The organism is Stenotrophomonas rhizophila (assembly GCF_003651185.1).
GTDB lineage: Bacteria > Pseudomonadota > Gammaproteobacteria > Xanthomonadales > Xanthomonadaceae > Stenotrophomonas > Stenotrophomonas maltophilia_Z.
In genome coordinates, this window is sequence record NZ_RCDC01000004.1 from 1,038,471 (window position 1) to 1,056,379 (window position 17,909).

A 17,909-nucleotide genomic window follows, 5' to 3' on the forward strand; every position below is an offset into this window, starting at 1 on the left:
GGCTCAGGCGGTGCGGTAGTTGTCGACCATACGATAGCGCTTGGCATACCAACCGAAGGCCAACGCCGCCAGGAACGCAAAGCCGGCGAAGAAGAACATCAGGAACGCCGCCTCGCTCAAGCCGGTACTGGCGATCTGGTGGGTCACCGTATCGTTGCGCACCGCCGCGTTGGACAGCAGCACCCACAGGTTGCCGATGGTGGTGGTCAGGTTCCAGAAGCTCATCACCACGCCCTTCATCGCCTGCGGCGCCTGGCTGTAGGCGAACTCCAGGCCGGTGGCCGAGACCAGCACCTCACCGAAGGTGAGCAGCGCGTAGGGCAGCATCTGCCAGAAGATGGACATGACGTTGCCGCCATCCATCATCACCTGGATGCCACCAACCACGATCCAGGCCAGGCCGCTGAAGGCGATACCGGCGGTCATCCGGCGCAGCGCGGTCGGCTCGAAGCCGAAGCGGCGCAGCATCGGGTACAGCACCAGGTTGTTGAACGGGATGAGGATCATCACCAGCAGCGGGTTCAGCGCCTGCATCTGCGAGGCGGTGAACCAGCTCGGCATGGCCATCTGCTGGCCCTGCAACACCCAGGTCGAGGCCTTCTGGTCGAACAGCGAGAAGAACGGCGTGGTCAGCGCGAAGATCACCAGCACGCGCAGCACCGAGCGCACACCTTCCACGGCCTCGGCCGGATGCACTGCACGGGCGCGGTCCAGCTGGATCCAGGTGCCGCCACCGATACCGGCCAGCAGCAGGACCAGCGCGATGCACAGGCAGATCACGATGCCCAGGCTGCCCACCAGCCCCATCGAGGCCACCGCCAGCACCGCACCGAGGATCGCCAGCGTACGCCCCGGACGGCCCTTGCCCGGCACCTGCGCCGACAGCGCGGTGCGCACCACGTTGCCGAACGAATGCGGGTCCTTCGGCGGCAGCGACACCAGCACATAGCGCTTGCGGCCCATCCAGAACACGAAGGTGGCCACGAACATCAGGATGCCCGGGATGCCGAAGGCCCACGACGGGCCCAGGTTCTTCAGTGCCAGCGGGATCAGCAGCGAGGCGAACAGCGAGCCGAAGTTGATGATCCAGTAGAAGGCATCGAACACGAGCTTGGCCAGATGCTTGTTGCTCTGGTCGAACTGATCACCCATGAACGAGGCCACCAGCGGCTTGATGCCACCGGCGCCCAGCGCGATCAGGCCCAGGCCGACGAAGAAGCCCTGGCGGCTGTCCTCGAAGATGGCCAGGCAGGCGTGGCCGGCGCAGTAAATGAGGCTGAACCACAGGATGGTGTGGTACTTGCCGAAAAACTTGTCGGCCAGCCAGCCACCAAGCAGCGGGAAGAAATACACGCCGATCATGAAGCTGTGCATGATGTCCTTGGCCTCGCCGGCACGGCCATCGGCGGTGATCTCCTGCAGCAGCAGCGAGGTGATCAGGAACTGCACCAGGATGTTGCGCATCCCATAGAAGCTGAAGCGTTCGCAGGCCTCATTGCCGATGATGTAGGGAATCTGGCGCGGCATCTTTCCTTTGCCTGCGCTGGCGGCTGCGATATTGCTCATCCTGTGGGGCTGTCCTGCAAACACGAAAGGACCAAGATTACCGGAAGCCCCTACCCCAGCGCACGCTGCACAGCTGCATGACAGGCGGCGCCGGACATGGCAGGCAGGCCGAAAACGGCCGCGCGGGATGGCACCCATGTCACGGATCGTCGACGGCGGAAGCGTAAACTTATCGTTATGCGCACGCACATCACTGGTGGGACCCGACGTTGGACAGGCTGGATCCTGCTGCTGTTGCTGGCGGCCCCCGCCGCAGGCGCGCACGCACGCCAGGCCGAGGATGCCCTGCCCTCGCTGAAGATCGCCACGCTGGAACTGCCGACGCAGGACGATGCGCAGTGGCAGCAACGGCGGGACCAGGTGCTGCAGCTGCTCGAATCCATGCAGCCGGACGTGATCGCGGTGCAGCGCGTGCTGCAGACCCAGGGGCGTAACCCGGCCTGCTGGCTGGCCAGCCGTCTGCGCTACAGCTGCGATTTCGTCACCGCCGATCCGCCCAGCCAGCCGTTGCGCCATGGCAGCGCGATGCTGACCCGGTTGCCGGTCACCGACGACGCCGTCACCCTGCTGCACCCGCCCGGGCAGTTCAGCGCCGCCGGCATGGTGCGGATCAAGCTGCGCGAAGAGCTGATCAACATCTACGTGGCCCGGCTGCGGCCGGAGCCGGACGACGCGCAGATCCGCCGGCACCAGACCAGCGACCTGATGACCTGGATCGGCGCGACCGCCGAGGGCCTGCCCTCGCTGATCGCCGGCGATTTCTCCGCCGAGATCACCGAACTGGTGGGCAGCACGCCGGGCTTCCAGCCGGCCCGCAAGAACCCCGGCGAACGCGTGGATCCGCCCTCACTGGCCGGCGCGGCACGTGGGCACGGCCTGGACGTGCTGTTCCAGGTGAAGTATTTCGGCGGCATCCGCCAGGACAGCATCAAGCTGCCGGCCAGCGAAAGTGACCCCGCCACGATGCGTCTGGGCACCATGGCGACCCTGCGCCTGCAGACGCCGGAGAGCACCAGCGCGCCCTGATGTCGCAGGGCTCCCGGCGGCGCAACGAAGAACGGCCAGGCATCGCTGCCTGGCCGTTCTCGTTTCAGGTGACCCTGCCGATCAGGCAATGGCGTCCTGGTAACGACGCTCGACTTCATTCCAGTCGACGACGTTGAAGAACGCGCCGATGTATTCCGGGCGACGGTTCTGGTACTTCAGGTAGTACGCGTGCTCCCACACGTCCAGGGCCAGGATCGGCGTGTTGCCGTCCATCAGCGGGCTGTCCTGGTTGGCGCTGCTTTCCACCACGACCTTCTTGTCCGGGGTGACGCTCAGCCAGGCCCAGCCGCTGCCGAAGCGGGTCAGTGCGGCCTTGGTGAAGGCTTCCTTGAACTTCTCCAGGCCGCCCAGCTGCGAATCGATGGCCTTGGCCACGTCGCCCACCGGTGCACCGCCGCCGTTGGGCGACATCACGGTCCAGAACAGGGTGTGGTTGGCATGGCCGCCGCCGTTGTTGCGCACGACGCCCTGCAGGTTTTCCGGAAGCGACTTGGTCTTCTTGACCAGTTCTTCCACCGGCAGATCGGCGAACTCGGTGCCTTCCAGCGCGGCGTTGACGTTGTTGATGTACGTCTGGTGATGCTTGGTGTGGTGGATTTCCATCGTCGCTGCGTCGATATGCGGCTCGAGCGCGTCGTAGGCGTAGGACAGCTTGGGGAGGGTATAGGCCATGTGGTTCTCCTGGTAGCTCACTCACCCGGCAAAGACCGGGCGTTGCGGAGTCGATGATGGGGATGGCCGATAAGCTTACCAAGGGCCATGTAAAGGAAACTTCGTCCTGTGCGGTCGGTCGCGTGTCCGGATCGTGACGCGACAGTGACGGTGCACGCCGGGCGAGGTGGGCTCCCTCGCAGCGCAGCACGCCTGTTCGGCTGGGCCTCACCGTGCGGGGCGATGATCGCAGTAGAGTAGTCGCCTCGCCCATCGCCCTTGGCCCCTCATGCGCAAGCCACTGCTGTTGTTGATCGCCATCGTGCTGCTGGTGGGCGGCCTGGCCGCCATCAAGCTGGCCCAACGCCCGCCCGCTCCGCAGTTCGCGCCATCGCTGACGCAACCGGATGCCGCGCCGCCCGCCAGTGCCGCGACGTCATCACCGGCATCGGCCAAGGCAGCGCGCGATCCCCTGCCCCCGTTCCTGCCCGCCGAGGCGCGCGACACCATCGCACTGATCCAGCGCGGCGGCCCGTACCCGCACCGGCAGGACGGCAGCATTTTCAGCAACCGCGAACAGCGCCTGCCGCAGCGGCCGCGCGGCTATTACCACGAATACACGGTGGACACGCCCGGCGCCGGCAATCGCGGTGCGCGGCGCATCGTCACCGGCGGCACACCCCCTACTGGCTGGTTCTACACCGATGATCACTATGAAACGTTCCGCAGTTTCGACGTTCCACCTGCCGGGAGCTGGCAATGACGCATGACGGATTCGAGTTGGGCCTGCACGACATCAACAATGCCGGTATCTATGCGATCGGCAACGATGATGTCGCCCCCTTGTCGGCCGCGATGCGCGATGCCGGCCTGCGCGTGATCCAGATCGATCTGGACGGCTGCCACGACAAACGCACGCTGCTGATGCGCCTGGCCGCACGCCTGGATTTTCCAACCGGCTTCGGCGGCAACTGGGATGCGCTGACCGATAACCTGCGCGACCTGGCCTGGCTGCCGGCGAACGGCTATGCGCTGTTCTTCAGCGACGCCGATGCCCTGCGCAGCGATGCCGGTGCCGATTTCGACACGCTGCTGGATGTGCTCGACGAAGCCAGCCGCTACTGGAGCGACAGCAACGTGCCGTTCTGGGCGTTCGTGGCACTGCGCGATGCAGACGTGGAACTGGACGAGGACGCCGCGACGCCGTAACACCCTCTCCGGGCAGAGCCACGCCATGCTTTGCTGTGACGCCCCTGATGCCTGACCCCAGGGCGGCCACCCCTGGGGTGGCTCTACTGCCGATGAGGCACAGCCTCATCGGCTGCCGTTGTCTTCCTGCAGTTCTTTCTTGAACGGGATGTCCGGCGGCGGGCGGGCGATGGCCGGCTGGTCCTGCATGTTCGGATCGCTCAGGCCGCAGCCGCCACCGAACTGCAGCACGGAAATCACGCAGGAAATGGACGAACTCGTGCCTGGGATCGGAATCTCGACGGCCTTGATGCCCTTGCGTACCCACTCGGCCAGCAGCGATTCGTTGGGGGCCCAGTACTTGTCGAACGAGGTCGGCGTGTAGTCGTACGGCGGGCGCTTGAGCCATGTGCCGGACTGCGCGATGCGCTCCTTGCTCCAGCCGTCCTTATCGCCGCCCGGCGCGCCACGCTCGCTGTTTGCGCGCCCCTCCTGGCCAGGCACGCGCACGCTGCCATCGGCCTTGAACAGGCTGCCGGCATTGCCTTGGGTCGCACTCACGGCCCTGCCATTGAGGTCGGCATCCTGCGGATGATTGGCCGCACCCCAGTCGTCGGAACGGTTGGGCGTGGCCCAACTGCCCGGGGGCGCCTTGGAGGGGCTCGCCGGGGCGCGCGCTGCAGCGGACGCACTCGCAGCACTGCTGGCATTGCTCGCCGCCGCCGCCGCCGGTGATGGCGGTGCCGGGCGCGGGGCGGCGTTGGGCACCGCGCGCTCGCGCACGGCGACATCCGGCGTTCGACCGGACACAGCCACCTCGCGCGCGGGCAATGTGGCCACGCTCACCGCCGGCGCGCTCACCGGCCGGATCTCGCGTTCGCGCACCTGCACGTCACGTTGGGGCACGGTGGCCTCCACGCGCGGCCCGGGAATGGCCACGGTGGGTGTCGGCGCTTCGACCACGGTGACCTGCCGCTCCTGCACGCTCAGCTCGGGCGTGCGCACCTGCGGTTCGGCCGGGCGCGGCGCCGGTACGGTGGCACGCGGCGTCGGCGTCTCCACCGTGACCACGGTGCGCTCACGGACGGCAATGTCCTGCGGTTCGCGCGTCATCACACGTACTTCGGTGCGCGGGACGCTGGTCGGCGGCACCACGAAATCGGTGGTGGCCTCGGCCACCTCGGTCGCCTGGACGGGCTGCTCCACCGCGGGCGTCGCCGGCGCGGGTGGCGCCGGTTGCGGCTCGCTCGGTGGCGCCGGCGCTGCGGTCGGCTGTGGGGCCGATGCTGTCTGCGCATCGGCCTCGGCCTGCGCCATCGCCTGGGCATTGGCCATCGCCGCAGCGATCGCAGCTTCCGCCGTGGCCGGCTCGGCAGTGGCAGGTTGCGCGCCCTCTTCCTGCTGCGGCGCGCCGCGTCCAACGAACGCCACCTGCACACGCCCGCTCTCACCGCCTTGTTCCGGTTCGCTGGGCGGCCGGATCAAGGCGACCCACAGCAGCGCCACGGCGAACAACAGATGCAACAACGCGCTGATCACCGCCGAGGTCCAGCGCATCCAGCGCTGGTCGCGCGGGGCCGGTTCCCAGCCCTGCCAGAGCAGCCGGCGCATCGCCTGCACGAAACTCAGCGCCGGCAGCCGCCCGCCGTGCCGTACCGGCTCACGCTGGGCCAGCTCGGCCAGCACTTCGCTGGCCCGGAACGGACGCGGCAACGGCGACAACGCACGTAGCCACAGGCCCCACCCATAGGGGAGGCCGGTGGTTTTTTCAAGAAAGCGCGTGTCCGGCTGGCGAGCCAGCAGCCACTCGAGGATGTCGTCAGCCCGGCGCAGTGGCACGCAGCGGGATCAGGCTGCCGTGCCGCGGGGAATGTACGGCGCGTCGCCACTGTCGTGGTCGGTCGCATCGCGCACCGCGGTGATGCCGGGCACCCGCCCCATCAGGGTCTTTTCAATGCCCTGCTTGAGCGTGACGTCGGCCATGCCGCAGCCCTGGCAGCCACCGCCGAAGCGCAGCAGCACCACGCCATCGGCCGAGACTTCCTGCACCGCGACCTTGCCGCCGTGCGAGGCCAGCTGCGGATTGACTTCATTCTCCACCACCCAGCGCACGCGCTCGACCAGCGAGGAGCCTTCGGTCGGCGCCTCGCCCTTGATCTTGGGGGCCTTGATGGTCAGCTGCTGGCTGCCGGTGGCATTGGTGACGAAGTCGATCTCGGCGCCATCGACCCAGGCCACACTGGCGGCGGCCACGTAAAGGGTGAAGCCATCGCAGTCCACCGCCCACTCATCACCCAGCAGTTCACTGGGATCAGCGAACTCCAGGCGGGCATCGGCGCGCGGGGTACCCGCATCGACGGCGGTCAGGCGCACACCCATGCCGGGCACGGCCTCACGTTCGATCAGCTTGCGGAAATAGGATTGGGCAGTGTCGGATATCTGGATCATCGGGCTATTCTAGCCAATCCCTTGTTATGCGCTCATTCGGTTTATACACCGGACCGCGCATTGTTCAGTCATCCAGATGTGGAGGAACCCATGGCCGACCTGATTCCGCTGGCGCAAGCGCACTGCGTGCCGCGCAAAGGCAGCGACCACAAGCTCGGCACCGCCCGGGTCACCGAGCTGCTGGCGCAGATTCCCGGCTGGGAGCTGGCCGAGGCCGGCCAGGCGCTGACCCGCACCTTCCGCTTCGACAACTACCACGGCACCATGGCCTTCGTGAACGCCTTGGCCTGGGTGGCCCATCGCGAGGACCACCACCCGGACCTGGGCGTGCATTACGACCGCGCCGTGGTGCGCTTCTCCACCCACGATGTGGGCGGCCTGAGCGAGAACGACTTCATCTGCGCGGCGAAAGCCTCGGCCCTGACGGAGTAAGCCCATGAAATTGCAGTACATCATGCTGTCCAGCCTTGCCCTGGCCGCCCTGGCCGGGTGCAACAAGACGCCCGCCGAACCGGCCGCCCCGGTCGCTGCACCCACCGAGGTCGCCGCGGTCAAGACGCCCCCGCCGGAGTACCCGATCGAACTGGCCTGCCAGGGGATCGGCGGCACCAGCACCTTCAAGGTGACCATCGCCGCCGATGGCCAGCCCAGCCAGGTCCAGCTCGCCAGCGGCAGCGGCAATGCCCAGCTCGACGAGCAGGCACAGAAGGCCGTACAGGCCTGGCAGTTCAAGGCGGCCACCCGCGCCGGGCAGGCGGTCTCGACCACGATCCAGGTGCCGGTCAGCTTCAACCCGCCGCAGCCCAAGCCCGACCAGTGCTTCGCGGTCGAAGAACGGCTGCGCCGCGGCGGCTGATCGTCGCGTTGTATTGAGGTCAGCCGCCGCAAACCGCGCATCATGGATCGTCAAGGCGCCCGTCGGATCAACGCGTCGCCACGCGCCCGGTGAACACCGCCCCCACGCAGCACCGCATTTGAGCGGTCCGGTGCGGAGGTTGGGATCGCATGGCGCACTTTTCTCGTACAAGGACGCGTTGGCGGATGCCTGATATTTCCAGTGAAAACGTATGGATCGCCCTGGCGGTCACCCTGGCCGCCGGCCTGGCCACCGCGCTGGGCAGCCTGATGGTGCTGTTCTCGCGCCGGCCCAACCCGCGCCTGCTGGCGTTCGGGCTGGCCTTTGCCGGTGGCGCGATGGTTTTCGTCTCGCTGACCGAGATCCTCAACAAGGCAATCGACTCGTTCACCCAGGCCTATGACGCCCGGCTGGGCTTCGCCTACGGCACCGCGGCCTTCCTGGTCGGCGTGCTGCTGATCGTGGTGATCGACCACCTGATCCCGAACCCGCACGAGAGTCTGGACAAGCAGGACCCGCTGTTCCGCGACAACAACAAGGCCTACATCAAGCGGGTCGGCCTGCTGACGGCGGTGGCGATCACCGCGCATAACTTCCCCGAGGGGCTGGCAACGTTCTTCGCCACGCTGGAAAGCCCGTCGGTGGGCATGCCGCTGGCCTTCGCCATCGCCATCCACAACATCCCCGAGGGCATCGCGATCGCGGTCCCGGTGTATTTCGCCACGCAGAACAAGTTCTACGCGTTCGGCGCCAGCCTGCTGTCCGGGTTGGCGGAGCCGATCGGCGCGGCGATCGGGTACGTGGTCCTGTCGGGGGTCCTCAACCACGCCACCTTCGGCTGGGTGTTCGGCATCATTTCCGGGGTGATGGTGTTCCTGGCCTTGGATGAACTGCTGCCGGCGGCCAAGCGCTACGCCAAGGGCCACGAGACCGTGTACGGTCTGGTGGCCGGCATGGGCAGCCTGGCGATCAGCCTGGTGTTGTTCAAATGGTGACGGTGCAGAGCCGGCCAGCGGCCGGCACTACCCTCCGTTCGGCACGGCGTTATCTGCCGGCGCTCACTTCAACCGGTTCAACACCTCGACGAGCTCCTCGGCGAGCGGTGCATTGATCAGGTACGGCGTCTTGCCCGCGTCCAGGGCGAACTCCAGCGAGGCCGCGTGCAGGAACAGCCGTTTCAGGCCGATCTGCTCACGAAGCCGCTTGTTGACGTCCGGATCGCCGTACTTGTCGTCACCGGCCACCGGATGACCCAGATGCTGGGCATGTACGCGGATCTGGTGGGTGCGGCCGGTTTCGATGCGGACCTCACAGTACGAATGCCCGCCCTTGCGCTCCAGCACCTTGAAGTGGCTGATCGACTCCTTGCCGATCGGATTGACCTGCACGTGCCGCTCGCCGCCCTGGCGCAGACCCACGTGCAACGGGGCATCCACGGTCATGGTGCCATCGGGCATGCGGCCGGCCAGCAGGGTCAGGTAGCGCTTGCGGATGCCGGCGCCGTGGTCTTCGCGCAGCAGCGCCTGCAGCTCGCTCAGCGCCGAGCGCTTCTTGGCCACGATCAGCAGGCCCGAGGTATCCCGGTCCAGCCGATGCACCAGTTCCAGGGTCTTTCCCGGACGCAGGGCACGCAGCGTCTCGATCGCGCCGAAGCTGATGCCACTGCCGCCGTGGCTGGCCACGCCCGACGGCTTGTTCAGGGCCAGCAACCGATCGTCTTCGAACACGATGGCATCTTCCAGCCGTTTCATGAATGCCGCGGGCGGACCCGCTTTGTCGCCTTCCTCGTTGAGACGGACCGGCGGGACCCGGACTTCGTCGCCGCCCTCGAGCTTGCGCTCGGCCTTGGCGCGGCCACCATTGACGCGGACCTGGCCACTGCGGACGAGCTTGTAGATCAGGCTGCGCGGTGCACCCTTGAGCTGGCCGAGCAGGAAGTTGTCCAGGCGTTGCCCGGCGCGGTCGGCCGGGACAGTGATGATACGTACGCTGGTCATGGCTTCAGCGGCTTTGGGGGTGGGCTCGGTAACGGTCATTGGCCTTTTATTCTGTTACACTCGGCAGGCGAGATAAGGGATTGATTTCGTTGGAAGTTGCTCTGGGCCAGAAGCCCGACTTCCCGCGATTCCGGCACAGTGCGCAGCCACCGCCCCCGGGGCGGCCATGTTAGCGGCTCACCGGCGGTCCCGGCCATCGCCGGATGTCTGACACGCATTCGCGCTGAACATGTCCCTGTGGCGCTCCAGCCTGGCTGAAAGCTGCCTCCGGCCCCGTTACACCCAAACCAAAACAAATGAAGCGCTCCCGCGGCCTGCCGTGGTGTTGTAGCGCTGGAAACCCAAACCGCCCTCCCCGCGCATGCGCGATGGGCGGTGAAGCGTGACCAGAAGCGAAACCCCATGGCGTTCCGCGCGGTAGCAGCGCGCGAGGAACGCAAGAATGAAGCGAATGCTGATCAATGCCACGCAGGCTGAAGAGCTGCGGGTAGCCATCGTGGATGGCCAGACGCTGTACGACATCGACATCGAACAGCCGTCCAAGGAACAGAAAAAGTCGAACATCTACAAGGGTCGCATCACGCGCCTTGAGCCTTCACTGGAAGCGGCCTTCGTCGAATACGGCGGTGAGCGCCATGGCTTCCTGCCGCTGAAGGAAATCTCCCGCGATTACTTCCAGGCCGGCGTCGACCACAACAAGGCCGGCATCCGCGAGCTGCTGCGTGAGGGCCAGGAAGTCGTGGTCCAGGTGGACAAGGAAGAACGCGGCAACAAGGGCGCTGCCCTGACCACGTTCATCTCGCTGGCCGGCCGCTACATGGTGCTGATGCCGAACTCGCCGAGCGCCGGTGGCGTCTCGCGTCGCATCGAGGGCGAAGACCGCGCCGCGCTGAAGGAAGCGCTGGACAAGCTGAACATCCCCGACGACATGGGCGTGATCATCCGCACCGCCGGCGTCGGCCGCGATGCCGAAGAGCTGCAGTGGGATCTGGATTACCTGCTGCAGGTCTGGAAGTCGATCGCCGAAGCGGCACTGACCAAGCCGGCCTCGTTCCTGATCTACCAGGAATCGCGCCTGATCGTGCGCGCCCTGCGTGACTACCTGCGCGCCGATGTCGGCGAGATCCTGGTGGACACCGAAGAGCTGTACGAGACCGCCCAGGAGTTCATGCAGCAGGTGATGCCGCAGACCCTGCGCAAGCTCAAGCATTACAAGGACGACATCCCGCTGTTCAACCGCTTCCAGATCGAATCGCAGATCGAAGGCGCGTATGAACGCAACGTCCGCCTGCCGTCGGGCGGCTCGATCGTGGTCGACCAGACCGAAGCGCTGACCGCCATCGACGTCAACTCCTCGCGCGCCACCAAGGGCAGCGACATCGAGGACACCGCGTTCCAGACCAACCTGGAAGCGGCCGACGAAGTGGCCCGCCAGCTGCGCCTGCGCGATCTGGGCGGCCTGGTGGTCATCGACTTCATCGACATGGCCTCCAACAAGCACCAGCGCGAAGTCGAGAACCGCCTGCAGAACGCGCTCAAGTACGACCGTGCGCGCGTGCAGCTGGGCCGCATCTCGCGCTTCGGCCTGATGGAAATGAGCCGCCAGCGCCTGCGTCCGAGCCTGGGCGAATCCAGCCAGATCGTCTGCCCGCGTTGCGACGGCCATGGCCGCATGCGCAGCGTCGAGTCGCTGTCGCTCTCCATCATCCGCGTGGCTGAAGAGCATGCGATGAAGGAGAACACCGGGCAGGTGCTGGTCCAGGCCCCGGTCGAGATCGCCAACTACCTGCTCAACGAAAAGCGCAGCGCGCTGCGCGAGATCGAACAGCGCCATGACGCGCCGATCGTGATCGTCGCCGATGAGCAGTTGCACACCCCGCATTACGAAGTAACCCGCCTGCGTGAGAACGAGCTGGGCGAAGAAAGCGGCAAGCCGAGCTACCAGCGCGGTACCCCGCGCAAGCTGCCGGTGCACGCGCTGACCAAGGCCCAGCTGAACATCCCGGTCGCCCCGGTGGTGACCCAGGTCAAGCACAGCCAGCCGGCCCCGGTGCGTGACGCCCCGGAACCGGAAGCCGCACCGGCCCCGGTCGCGGCCCCCGTTGCCACCCCGGCGGCAACCGGCGTGGTGGGTTGGCTAAAGCGCATCTTCGGTGGCGAACCGGCCCCGGCCGCCGCACCGCAGCCGAGCAACCGCTCGGGCCAGGACGGCAACCGCAACGGTCGCAACAAGGATCGCAACGGCAAAGACCGCAACGGCCGCCGCGATGAGCGTGGCGAACGTGGTGGCAACGGCAATGCGCAGGCGCAGGGCCGTGGCAAGGACCGTGGTGAGCGTGGCGAACGTGGCCCGAAGGGCGAGCGCCGTGAGGAGCGCCGCCAGGACACCGCCGCACCGGCCAATGGCAATGCGGCACAGGTGCAGGCACCCGCGCAGGGCAAGCCGCGCAACGAGCAGCAGCCGGCCAAGCCGCGCAATGAACCGCGCAATGACCAGCAGCAGCCGAAGCTGAAGCAGAAGCAGGGCCAGAACGGCCAGGCCAAGCCGCAGCAGAACGACGGCGACAAGCCGGCCATGAGCGAGAAGCCCGCGCGTCAGCCGCAGGCCGATGCACCCAAGCCGACCACCGCCGCACCGGTCGCTGCCGACGCCGCCGTGATCGCTGCGGCTGCCGTGGTCGCCACCGATGGCGCCGCGCCGGCCGCCCACGTCCAGGAAACGGCCAAGGCCGCTCCGGCCGAGGATGCACAGCTGGGCGACACCGACGCCACCGAACAGGGTGACGCGCCGGCCAATGCCGAAGACGGTACCGGCGAAGGCGCTTCGCGTCGTCGTCGTGGCCGTCGCGGTGGCCGTCGTCGTCGTCGTGGCAACGGTGAGCAGGCTGCCGGCAGCGATGGCCTGAATGGTGACGACAACGGTCTGGATGACGAGGGCGACGACCAGGACGGCGATCAGGACGGCGATACCGCCGCCCCGGCCGAGCGCCAGGTCGCCAATAACGGTCAGCCGCAGCCGGAGTTCGAGTTCGACGACGAATCCGGCAACGCGCCGGCCGCTGCCCCCGCACCTGTCCAGGCCCCGCGCCCGGCCCCGGTGGCGGCAGTGGCTGCCGCCGCTCCGGTCGCCGTGGTCAGCAGCCCGGTCGTGACCGCTGGTCATGCCGAGCCGACCCCGGCCCCGGTGGCCGAGAAGGCACCAACCCCGGTCGTCGAGAAGGCCGCTGCGCCGGCCGTCGAGCCGGTCGCTGAGAAGGCCCCGGCCTCCTACAACGACCCGGTGCCGTTCGTGGAAAGCCCGAGGCCGGCTCCGGCGGCTCCGGTGGCTGCTCCGGTGGCTCCGGCTCCGGTCGCTGCTCCGGTGGCTCCGGCCCCGGTCGCTGCTCCGGCAGCTGCTCCGGCAGCTGCTCCGGCAGCTGCTCCGGCAGCTCCGGCTCCGGTAGCTGCTCCGGCGGCGACCGCCCCGGCCCCGGTGGCTGCTCCGGCGGCTCCGGCTCCGGTTGCTGCTCCGGCGGCCCCGGTTGTTGAGGCCGCCCCGCAGGAAGTGAAGGAGCCGACCGTCGCACCGGTGCAGACCAGCATGCTGGATGCCGTCGATGCGACCCAGGCGCCGGCACAGCCGGCAGCCCCGCAAGCCCGCACCGAATCGGCCCCGGCCGGCCCGGTCGTGCACAACGGTCAGTTGTTCGGTTCGGCCGCCAGCGACACCCCGGCGGCGACCAACGCCGCCGAACAGGCCGCGCAGGCCGAAGCGCGCGAGGACATCCCCACCGATGCCCCGCAGGCCGAGGAAGGCGACAAGGCCGACCAGGAAAAGAAAGACACGCTCTGATCCTGAGTGAGTGACGCAACAAACAGACAGCGGCCTTCGGGCCGCTGTCTGCGTTTGGGGGGGGGATGGCGCATGCAGTGGCGTGCGTCAACCGGTCATGATGGCGGCGCTGAGCGCATCCACGCATGGCGTGGATCTACACGGGCCATCGGATGCATCAAGGGTAGACCCACGCCACGCGTGGATCCTGCACGGAATACGTCAAGGGCAGATCCACGCCATGCGTGGAGGCAGCCGGTCGCGCGCTACGCCATCACCGATGACGCGGCGCGCGCCTCAGGGCGTCGTCGCGCCGGCGTTTCCGGTGGCCGGCGCGAACTGCAGCCGGGTCCACACGCCGTAATGATCCGAGGCCCAGCGGCCATCGGCGTACGGCTGGTCGAACAGGATCTTCGCCTCACGGGCAAGCAGTCGATCCTGCTGGAAGAAAATATGGTCGATGCGCGAGGGCGCGTCGTAGTAGTGCCGGTTGAGCGTGCTGACCTGGGCCAGTTCGTTGTTGACGTGCACGCTGCCGTAGCTGTCGCCGTAGTGATTGCGCAGCTCGCTCAGGTCCCCGGCGTCCACCAGCGCGTTGAAGTCACCCGCCACGACCACCGGCGCGTCGCCTGCGCTCTGCGCGATGAAGGCCAGCAGATCCGCCACCTGTTCTCCACGGATGCGGCTGCCGACCTCGTCCGAACGCTCGTTCAAATGCGTGGCATAAACATTGACCGGGCGACCGTCCACATCGATGCGCAGATGCGCCACGGTCCGGTAGTCGCCCAGCGGCGCCAGCAGATGGTCGTTGCGCGACAGCACCGGCCGCCGGGTCAGCAGGGCATTGCCGTAGCGCTTGAAACGCCCCGGCGGATCGGTCGAGACGAACTGATACTCATAGCCCAGCTTGCGCGCCAACCATGCGGCCTGGTTGCGCACATGGGGCTTCTGGATCACTTCCTGCAGCGCGATCGCATCGGGCTGCAGTGCCTGCAGTTCACGCAGGATCACCTGGCGGCGGGCCGGCCAGTTCTCGCGGTCGTGGTGAAGATTGAAGGTGACCATGGTCATCTCCTGCGCGGGCGCCGCCACGGTGCCCTGCGCCAGTGCCACCAGCGGCGCGGACGCCAGCACGGCGGCCAGCAGGCCGCGCATCATCATCGTCATCTGCCGCATTACGGTGCCTTGCGTTCCGCCCGGCGTACCGACGCCGGAATCTCGATCTCGACCTTGGCCGGCACCTGCATCACACGCAGTTCGCCGCCCACCCATTCCGCCGGCTCACCATTGACGGTGGTGGCGCCAGGCTCGCCGCTGTACGGCCACGGCAGCACCACGCCACCGGCCGGCGGCACCAGGCCGGCCGACACGGTCAGGGTGAGCTGCTTGTCGTTGCGGATCAGCGCGTAGTTGAGCTGCCCGTTCGGTGTGCGCAGGCCCTGCACGCCCACGCCCTTGCCTTCCAGCCAGCGCGACGGCACGCCCGCGGCCAGCACCAGGCTGTCGTCGATGTCGCGGCTGTAGGCGAACATGTCCAATGCCGAACGCACGAAGTCCGAGGCCACCCACGCATGTGGCAGGTCACCCAGGAAGAACGGTTTGCGCGGCGTGCGCGAGACCACTTCGGCCCACTGGTTCCACGGCTGCGGTGCACGGTCCTTGAAGAAGAACTCGGTCGCCTGCCAGGCGCGGTCACGCCAGCCCAGGCGCACGAAGGCGGCCACGTTGCGCCACTCGTACGGGGTGTAGTCCTTCCACTCGCGCTTGCCATCGCGGCGCGCTTCGAACTCGCTCCAGTAGCGCTCGAAGGTGTTGTTCAAGTACGGCTGCGGCAGGCGCCCCTGCTCGCCGGCCGGCGCCAGTGCGATGGTGGTCGAGGTGGCATCGAAATCGCCCGTTCGGCTGAACCGGGCAGATAGTCGATCTTGTGCTGCGCGGTCGCCGCCAGCAGCGAAGCCTGCAGGTCGTCACGGAACTGATCGCGCGATTCACTGATCTGCAGCGCTTCGGCCTTGCCCAGCGTGCTGGCGATGATCGCCGCGTCCTTGTAGCCACGCAGCGCCCAGAAGTTGTCCCAGTACGAATGCATCGGCTTGGCCGAATACCCTTCGTGACTGATCGAGACCGGCATCATCCCGTAGAAGGCGGGGTTGCGCGCGCGGTTGTCTTCGGTGCGCTCGCTCAGGCGCAGCTGCTCCATGTACTGGTAGGCGCCCTGCACATGCGGCCACATCAGCTCCAGGAAGGTGGAGTCGCCGGTGTAGCGCCAGTACTCGGCGATGTTGAAGATCAACTCGCCGTGGCTGTCGTTCTCCGGCACCGGGTCACTGCCGCGCGAGTCCACGCAGCACGGCACCTTGCCATTGTCGAACTGATAGGGCGCATACCAGTTCACGTACTGGCGCACCGCATCACTGCGGCCCATCCGCAGCAGGCCTTCGGAAATCATCGCGCCATCGCGGATCCAGCTACGCGAATACGAACGCGTGCCCGGCTGCAGGCTGGGGCCGATGCGCGAAATCAGCATGTGCGCCAACGCGGTGCGCAGCGTATCGGCCAGCGGCTTGCCAGCCGCGGGGACCTGCAGCGTCACCTGGTCCAGTTTGGTCCGCCACATCGAAGCGACCTGCTGCTGCGCCTTGGCCGCATCGAAGGCCTTGGGCATCGCCCAGTTGCCGGTCTGCGGCAGCACGATGGCGACCTCGCGGCTCTGGCCAGGCTCCAGCTTCCAGCGGTACAGCAGCGCACCCGAGGCCAGGCCGGTGCTGTCCTTCACTTCGGTGGTGCCTGGCAGCTTGCCGCTGGCCAGGTGGACCACGTCGAACTTGCTGTCGAACGCGGTGGCGAAGGCCGCGTCCGGTGCCTGTGCCGGGTACAGGCGCGGCGTGCCGTTGACGTCGACATGGGTCGGGTCGAAGGACAGGTTGTCGATCCGGCTGACGCCGCCGACGGTATTGAGGAACTGGGTCGGCGGGTTCACCTGCCATGGGCGCACGGCCAGGGCCAGGGTGTACTCGTGGGCCACCTTGTCCGGGTTGCGCAGGGTGTAACGACCGACCAGCTGCGCGTTGTCCGGCGTGCCCTGCACGAAGCCGGTCACCTGCAGGCCAGCCTTGTCGTGGGTCCAGCCGACGTTGGCGATAGGCAGGTAATCGTCCTGCAGCGCTTGGCTGGTTTTTACGTCGGCCCAGCTCAGCAGTTTGTTGTCGACCAGCACGAACGGTTCGACGCTGAAGCTGGACTTGGCCACTTCCAGCGCACCGTCTTCGCCGATCAAGGCCTGCTCGCGACCGCCATCCAACCCGAGCAGCGTCCAGTACGGCTGCTCGCCGGTGAAGCCACGTGGCACCGAACCGCGTGGCAGGTCGGCACCGACCGAGCGGACGAAATCATTCGGGGTATCGGCGAACTCGAGCGGCTTGAGCGTGATATCGCGGATACCGTAGCGCCAGCTCGGGCCGCCCTTGAGGTCGAAGCGCAGGTACCGCGCTTCCGTATCCGGCAGCGCCAGCCAGTCGCGGCCACCGCCGCCGGCGGTCACCTCGCGCAGCGTGTTCCAGTTGCGCCCATCGGCCGAGGAACGCACCACGTAGCGTGTGGCCTCCAGCCCGGGCAGCCATTCGATCACCGCCCCGCCAAACTCGCGCACCTTGTGCAGGTCCAGGCTGATGGTCTGTTCGGCCACACCGCCGCTGATCCAGACCGTGTCCGGCTTGCCATCGACGATGCGGTTCTGCAGCGCGGTGGCGGTATCGGCGATCACCGAGGGGCTCAGCGAAGATGTATCGGCCGGCGGCAGGCCCTGCAGCGTGAGCCGGTCGAAACAGACCGTGCCCTTGCCACCGACCTTGCTGTAGATCGTGAACTCCATCGCAGCGCTGCGCTTGAGCGTCTTGTCCGTCTCCGGGCCCCAGGCCTTGTCGATCTGGCGCTTGCGGTACTGCACCGGCGTCCACGCCTTGGGGAACGCATAGCCGGGGCGATTGACCCACCACACGTTGTCGCCACTGGCATCGATCAGCTTGAACTGCAGATCGTTGGCGGGGGAATCGCCACGCAGCTGGAAGCCGAACTGGTAATTCTCCGGGTACTGGATGCCCAGCTCGCGGCGTATGCCGACATAGCCGGACACGTTGTGGAAGTCGTAATCCACACACAGCGCGCGGCCACCGCCACTGCCGGCCACGCTGCGCAGCGAGCCGCTGACCTGATCGGAGACGACCAGCTTCCACGGGGTCATGTCATCGAAGCTGTCCAGCACCTTGGGTGCGGGCAACACCGGCGTCGCCGGCGGTGCGGCCGAGGCCGCCAGTGACCAGACCAGACCCAGACCCACCGCGACGAC

Annotated in this window: 13 protein-coding genes and 1 pseudogene; 7 read left to right on the forward strand and 7 right to left on the reverse strand. The window is 67.3% G+C overall.

All coding sequences use genetic code 11. The annotated features are described in order from the left end of the window. Positions 1 to 3: 3 nt before the first annotated feature. Positions 4 to 1,566, reverse strand: a complete 1,563-nt coding sequence (locus BCL79_RS04700; RefSeq protein ID WP_121038057.1) for an oligopeptide:H+ symporter — start codon at positions 1,564 to 1,566, stop codon at positions 4 to 6. A gap of 177 nt (positions 1,567 to 1,743) precedes the next feature. Between BCL79_RS04700 and BCL79_RS04705 the strand changes: the two genes are divergently transcribed. Beyond that, complete coding sequence (locus BCL79_RS04705; RefSeq protein WP_121038060.1) at positions 1,744 to 2,592, forward strand: endonuclease/exonuclease/phosphatase family protein; 849 nt, start codon at positions 1,744 to 1,746, stop codon at positions 2,590 to 2,592. An 81-nt stretch (positions 2,593 to 2,673) separates the two neighbouring features. Here BCL79_RS04705 and BCL79_RS04710 read toward each other — a convergent pair whose 3' ends face one another. Next, a complete protein-coding gene (locus tag BCL79_RS04710) occupies positions 2,674 to 3,285 on the reverse strand; it encodes a superoxide dismutase (RefSeq protein WP_121038063.1) in 612 nt (203 codons plus the stop codon). A gap of 268 nt (positions 3,286 to 3,553) precedes the next feature. On the opposite strand from BCL79_RS04710, the gene BCL79_RS04715 reads away from it, so the two are divergent. Together BCL79_RS04715 and BCL79_RS04720 are read left to right on the forward strand one after the other, a co-directional pair. Further along, positions 3,554 to 4,027 (forward strand): ribonuclease domain-containing protein, encoded by a 474-nt coding sequence (locus tag BCL79_RS04715; RefSeq protein WP_121038066.1) that lies wholly within the window; start codon positions 3,554 to 3,556, stop codon positions 4,025 to 4,027. Further along, positions 4,024 to 4,473 carry a barstar family protein gene (locus BCL79_RS04720; protein WP_121038069.1) on the forward strand — a complete coding sequence of 150 codons (450 nt, stop codon included), beginning with the start codon at positions 4,024 to 4,026 and terminating at the stop codon, positions 4,471 to 4,473. The genes BCL79_RS04715 and BCL79_RS04720 overlap by 4 nt, the downstream gene beginning before the upstream one ends. 105 nt (positions 4,474 to 4,578) lie before the next feature. Here BCL79_RS04720 and BCL79_RS04725 read toward each other — a convergent pair whose 3' ends face one another. Together BCL79_RS04725 and BCL79_RS04730 are read right to left on the reverse strand one after the other, a co-directional pair. Further along, on the reverse strand, positions 4,579 to 6,291 hold the full coding sequence (locus BCL79_RS04725) for a hypothetical protein (protein WP_121038072.1): 1,713 nt from the start codon (positions 6,289 to 6,291) through the stop codon (positions 4,579 to 4,581). A 9-nt stretch (positions 6,292 to 6,300) separates the two neighbouring features. Further along, positions 6,301 to 6,900, reverse strand: a complete 600-nt coding sequence (locus BCL79_RS04730) for an NfuA family Fe-S biogenesis protein (protein WP_121038075.1) — start codon at positions 6,898 to 6,900, stop codon at positions 6,301 to 6,303. 90 nt (positions 6,901 to 6,990) lie between these two features. Here BCL79_RS04730 and BCL79_RS04735 point away from each other — a divergent pair, with 90 nt between their 5' ends. The 3 genes from BCL79_RS04735 to zupT all read left to right on the forward strand — a co-directional run bounded on the left by BCL79_RS04735 (position 6,991) and on the right by zupT (position 8,751). Continuing rightward, entirely contained in the window at positions 6,991 to 7,332 is a 342-nt protein-coding gene (locus tag BCL79_RS04735) for a 4a-hydroxytetrahydrobiopterin dehydratase (protein ID WP_019182889.1), read from the forward strand. Positions 7,333 to 7,336: 4 nt separating this feature from the next. Continuing rightward, complete coding sequence (locus BCL79_RS04740) at positions 7,337 to 7,756, forward strand: energy transducer TonB (protein WP_121038078.1); 420 nt, start codon at positions 7,337 to 7,339, stop codon at positions 7,754 to 7,756. 185 nt (positions 7,757 to 7,941) lie between these two features. Further along, positions 7,942 to 8,751, forward strand: coding sequence for a zinc transporter ZupT (gene zupT, locus BCL79_RS04745; protein ID WP_121038081.1), 810 nt, complete (start codon positions 7,942 to 7,944; stop codon positions 8,749 to 8,751). Positions 8,752 to 8,814: 63 nt separating this feature from the next. Here zupT and BCL79_RS04750 read toward each other — a convergent pair whose 3' ends face one another. Continuing rightward, on the reverse strand, positions 8,815 to 9,792 hold the full coding sequence (locus tag BCL79_RS04750) for an RluA family pseudouridine synthase (protein ID WP_026069733.1): 978 nt from the start codon (positions 9,790 to 9,792) through the stop codon (positions 8,815 to 8,817). A 403-nt stretch (positions 9,793 to 10,195) separates the two neighbouring features. Here BCL79_RS04750 and BCL79_RS04755 point away from each other — a divergent pair, with 403 nt between their 5' ends. Next, a complete protein-coding gene (locus BCL79_RS04755) occupies positions 10,196 to 13,585 on the forward strand; it encodes a ribonuclease E/G (protein WP_121038084.1) in 3,390 nt (1,129 codons plus the stop codon). 276 nt (positions 13,586 to 13,861) lie between these two features. Here the strand turns inward: BCL79_RS04755 and BCL79_RS04760 are convergent, their stop codons facing one another. Together BCL79_RS04760 and BCL79_RS04765 are read right to left on the reverse strand one after the other, a co-directional pair. Continuing rightward, entirely contained in the window at positions 13,862 to 14,740 is an 879-nt protein-coding gene (locus tag BCL79_RS04760; RefSeq protein WP_121038087.1) for an endonuclease/exonuclease/phosphatase family protein, read from the reverse strand. Continuing rightward, a pseudogene (locus BCL79_RS04765) lies at positions 14,740 to 17,843 on the reverse strand (discoidin domain-containing protein). Before BCL79_RS04765 ends, BCL79_RS04760 begins: the two are co-directional and overlap by 1 nt. Positions 17,844 to 17,909 lie beyond the last annotated feature (66 nt).

Excerpts from the sequence above, each read along its gene's own strand:
- BCL79_RS04705 (WP_121038060.1), top strand. The coding sequence starts at position 1,744 with ATGCGCACGCACATCACTGGTGGGACCCGACGTTGGACAGGCTGGATC.
- BCL79_RS04750 (WP_026069733.1), bottom strand. The coding sequence starts at position 9,792 with ATGACCGTTACCGAGCCCACCCCCAAAGCCGCTGAAGCCATGACCAGC.
- BCL79_RS04760 (WP_121038087.1), bottom strand. The coding sequence starts at position 14,740 with ATGCGGCAGATGACGATGATGATGCGCGGCCTGCTGGCCGCCGTGCTG.
- BCL79_RS04740 (WP_121038078.1), top strand. The coding sequence starts at position 7,337 with ATGAAATTGCAGTACATCATGCTGTCCAGCCTTGCCCTGGCCGCCCTG.
- BCL79_RS04730 (WP_121038075.1), bottom strand. The coding sequence starts at position 6,900 with ATGATCCAGATATCCGACACTGCCCAATCCTATTTCCGCAAGCTGATC.
- BCL79_RS04700 (WP_121038057.1), bottom strand. The coding sequence starts at position 1,566 with ATGAGCAATATCGCAGCCGCCAGCGCAGGCAAAGGAAAGATGCCGCGC.
- BCL79_RS04755 (WP_121038084.1), top strand. The coding sequence starts at position 10,196 with ATGAAGCGAATGCTGATCAATGCCACGCAGGCTGAAGAGCTGCGGGTA.
- BCL79_RS04710 (WP_121038063.1), bottom strand. The coding sequence starts at position 3,285 with ATGGCCTATACCCTCCCCAAGCTGTCCTACGCCTACGACGCGCTCGAG.
- zupT (WP_121038081.1), top strand. The coding sequence starts at position 7,942 with ATGCCTGATATTTCCAGTGAAAACGTATGGATCGCCCTGGCGGTCACC.
- BCL79_RS04715 (WP_121038066.1), top strand. The coding sequence starts at position 3,554 with ATGCGCAAGCCACTGCTGTTGTTGATCGCCATCGTGCTGCTGGTGGGC.
- BCL79_RS04720 (WP_121038069.1), top strand. The coding sequence starts at position 4,024 with ATGACGCATGACGGATTCGAGTTGGGCCTGCACGACATCAACAATGCC.
- BCL79_RS04735 (WP_019182889.1), top strand. The coding sequence starts at position 6,991 with ATGGCCGACCTGATTCCGCTGGCGCAAGCGCACTGCGTGCCGCGCAAA.